This window comes from Microcystis sp. M53603_WE2 (genome assembly GCF_030065435.1).
This window is the reverse complement of record NZ_JASJFF010001286.1, coordinates 1-2,668: the sequence shown is the minus strand read 5'-3', so window position 1 is coordinate 2,668 and position 2,668 is coordinate 1. Positions and strand designations below refer to the sequence as shown.

Here is a 2,668-nt window from a genome sequence, read left to right as displayed (position 1 = left end):
GGGGCAATCATTCAGGCTAGATTAGGATTATTAGTGTACGGTGCTGACGATCCCAAAACAGGAGTTATCCGCACTGTGGCTAATTTTATTGATAGTCCTTTTTCTAACCATCGTTTACCGGTAATCGCGGGAATTTTAGCCAAGGAATCCGGGGAATTATTACAAACATGGTTTGAGAAAAAAAGATGAGAAAAATTTGAGTAATTATCGGGACGGTTGATAAATTTAGCTAAATTTATCAAATTATTGCCTTAGACATGACAAAAATAACCCATGATTAAAAGCTTTCGATGTAAAGATACAGAAAAGCTATATAATAAGCAGTTTGTTAAAAAGTTTTCTGGGATTGAACGATTAGCGATCAAAAGATTGCGTATTTTAGAAAGTGCTAATACACTAGAAGCATTGGCAGGATTGCCGAGTAACCGCTTAGAACGTTTAAAAGGAGATAGAATCGGTCAATATAGTATTCGTGTCAATGACCAGTATCGTATTTGTTTCTCATGGGATGATGCAGCTACTAATGTTGAAATTGTTGATTATCATTAAGGAGAATTCACGATGAATAATTGGGAAAGTCCTATCCACCCCGGTGAAATTTTAGCTGATGAATTAGAGGAAATTAATCTTGATGTTTCTCAGCTTGCCACAAGAATTAATATCTCTGAGAATGAACTTGAGCAAATTCTCAAACGTCAAGGAAATATCACGGGAGATATTGCTTTAAAATTAGGGCGTTTTTTTAATACAGGAGCAGAAATTTGGATGAATTTACAAAAAGCCTATGAGTTAGATATAGCGAGGGAAAAGTTAGGAAATACCCTCGAAAAAATTATTCCTTATCAATCCCTGTCTTCAGGATAAATTCTCTTGGATTCTATAATTATTCATTTGGCTGCATCTCACATTTGCAGAAATAGCGACAATCAGCAATTATCAGTTATCCTTAAACTGATACAAATGTATGAATAACCGCGTGTGGGAGTTAATCATACTGTTAACAGTGGACTAGCTGATCACCACCAGTTGCATTAACTGGATCTTTTGCCAAAATGGAGTAAATATGGTAGCGGGGGGATGGTCAATGACAGCACAGGAAGTATTAGAGTTGATTCAACGGGCAAAAGACGAAAGAGCGGAGAAGTTGGATCTGTCCAACAAAAACTTAACAGAAATTCCCCCCGAAATCCCTCAACTCACCTCCCTGCAAGAACTCAACCTCAGCTTTAACCAAATCAGCGAGATTCCAGAAGCGCTCGCTCACCTCACCTCCCTGCAACGCCTCTTTCTCAACAATAACCGAATCAGCGAGATTCCAGAAGCGCTCGCTCACCTCACCTCCCTGCAACGCCTCTTTCTCAACAATAACCAAATCAGCGAGATTCCAGAAGCGCTCGCTCACCTCACCTCCCTGCAACACCTCTACCTCAGCAGTAACCAAATCGGCGAGATTCCAGAAGCGCTCGCTCAACTCACCTCCCTGCAATTCCTCTACCTCAGCAATAACCAAATCAGCGAGATACCAGAAGCACTCGCTCACCTCACCTCCCTGCAATACCTCTATCTCTACAATAACCAAATCAGGGAGATTCCAGAAGCGTTCGCTCACCTCACCTCCCTGAAAAGCCTCTCTCTCAGCAATAACCAAATCAGGGAGATTCCAGAAGCGCTCGCTCGACTTACCTCCCTGTGGGTCCTCTTTTAGTTTGCTCTGGACGGGTAAAATCAATGAAACGACCTTCAATCAGTTTTTAGAGGGTTTTTGGCGATCTATCAGGATTTTTAAAGGACAAGAACCAAAAACCAACAACGATGACACCTCCCAAGAAACCCCCGAATCGGAGCAGTAAAGATTTGCTTACCACAGAAAGGTAACTTAGGCAAAAAAGTTTACAAATATTTAATATTAATCTCTCTTTTTATCAAACTGGGAAAACTCTTGGCCTTTTCCCGTTCTCAACCTCTTATACTAAATCCGGTTATTAAAAACTGATTATTTATTCTCCCTTTTGCCTCTTGCCTCTTGCATGAGTGCCTGTCCTCATATGTAGCCTATACTCAACGGATTTAGTATTATATGCTATTCACAACTAATCTAATCAGTGTGGCCAAGGGAATAATTTCTCTTTGACAAAATCCCGGTAACATTCTGTCTGTATATGATATTGAAGATGGCTTAAAAGAGAGTTGGTTACAGCGATTATCTTGGCAATATGTTAAAAGGGATCGAGCTACCGCTCAAATAATTGCCCAAAGATATCTGGCCGCTAGTCCCTGTTTAGAAACCCTGCTAAAACTCCCAGAAGATTCCCTGGGTTATCATTATGCTACTCACCTAATTAGTCTCAATTTTGATCCTAATTTTTATCGGTCTATTCAGGTCAATTCCGATACAGATTATCTGCTGCTTCGCTTACGGCAAACTCACGATATCTGGCATATAGTAACGGGTTTTGGTGTCGATGTGACGGGAGAATTGCAACTGAAAGCTTTTGAATTAAGTCAAACTCGTCGCCCTCTAGCTATTGTCCTACTTTTAGGGGGATTATTCGGAGCTTTATTTTCTTCTCCACTTTCCTTAGCCTCTCTCTGGGAAGAGATTGTCATCGCCTATAATTTGGGAGCATCCCAGTTTTGCAATGAGTAAAAATACTCAGGCAATATCGCC

General features: G+C 40.6%; 5 protein-coding genes. All 5 read left to right on the top strand.

Translation table 11 applies throughout. From position 1 onward, the window contains the following. The coding region (locus PX481_RS26825) for a tRNA-specific adenosine deaminase (RefSeq protein ID WP_353852236.1) at window positions 1-189 on the top strand (189 nt) is incomplete at its 5' end. A gap of 84 nt (window positions 190-273) precedes the next feature. Further along, the gene (locus PX481_RS26820; RefSeq protein WP_002762339.1) at window positions 274-549 is read left to right on the top strand and encodes a type II toxin-antitoxin system RelE/ParE family toxin; all 276 of its coding nucleotides are present in this window, start codon (window positions 274-276) and stop codon (window positions 547-549) included. 12 nt (window positions 550-561) lie between these two features. Further along, window positions 562-864, top strand: coding sequence for a HigA family addiction module antitoxin (locus tag PX481_RS26815; RefSeq protein ID WP_002762337.1), 303 nt, complete (start codon window positions 562-564; stop codon window positions 862-864). A gap of 199 nt (window positions 865-1,063) precedes the next feature. Next, entirely contained in the window at window positions 1,064-1,705 is a 642-nt protein-coding gene (locus PX481_RS26810) for a leucine-rich repeat domain-containing protein (RefSeq protein ID WP_288096979.1), read from the top strand. A gap of 441 nt (window positions 1,706-2,146) precedes the next feature. Continuing rightward, entirely contained in the window at window positions 2,147-2,647 is a 501-nt protein-coding gene (locus PX481_RS26805) for a Coq4 family protein (protein WP_353852237.1), read from the top strand. Window positions 2,648-2,668: the final 21 nt, after the last annotated feature.

Excerpts from the sequence above, each read along its gene's own strand:
- PX481_RS26815 (WP_002762337.1), top strand. The coding sequence starts at position 562 with ATGAATAATTGGGAAAGTCCTATCCACCCCGGTGAAATTTTAGCTGAT.
- PX481_RS26810 (WP_288096979.1), top strand. The coding sequence starts at position 1,064 with ATGGTAGCGGGGGGATGGTCAATGACAGCACAGGAAGTATTAGAGTTG.
- PX481_RS26820 (WP_002762339.1), top strand. The coding sequence starts at position 274 with ATGATTAAAAGCTTTCGATGTAAAGATACAGAAAAGCTATATAATAAG.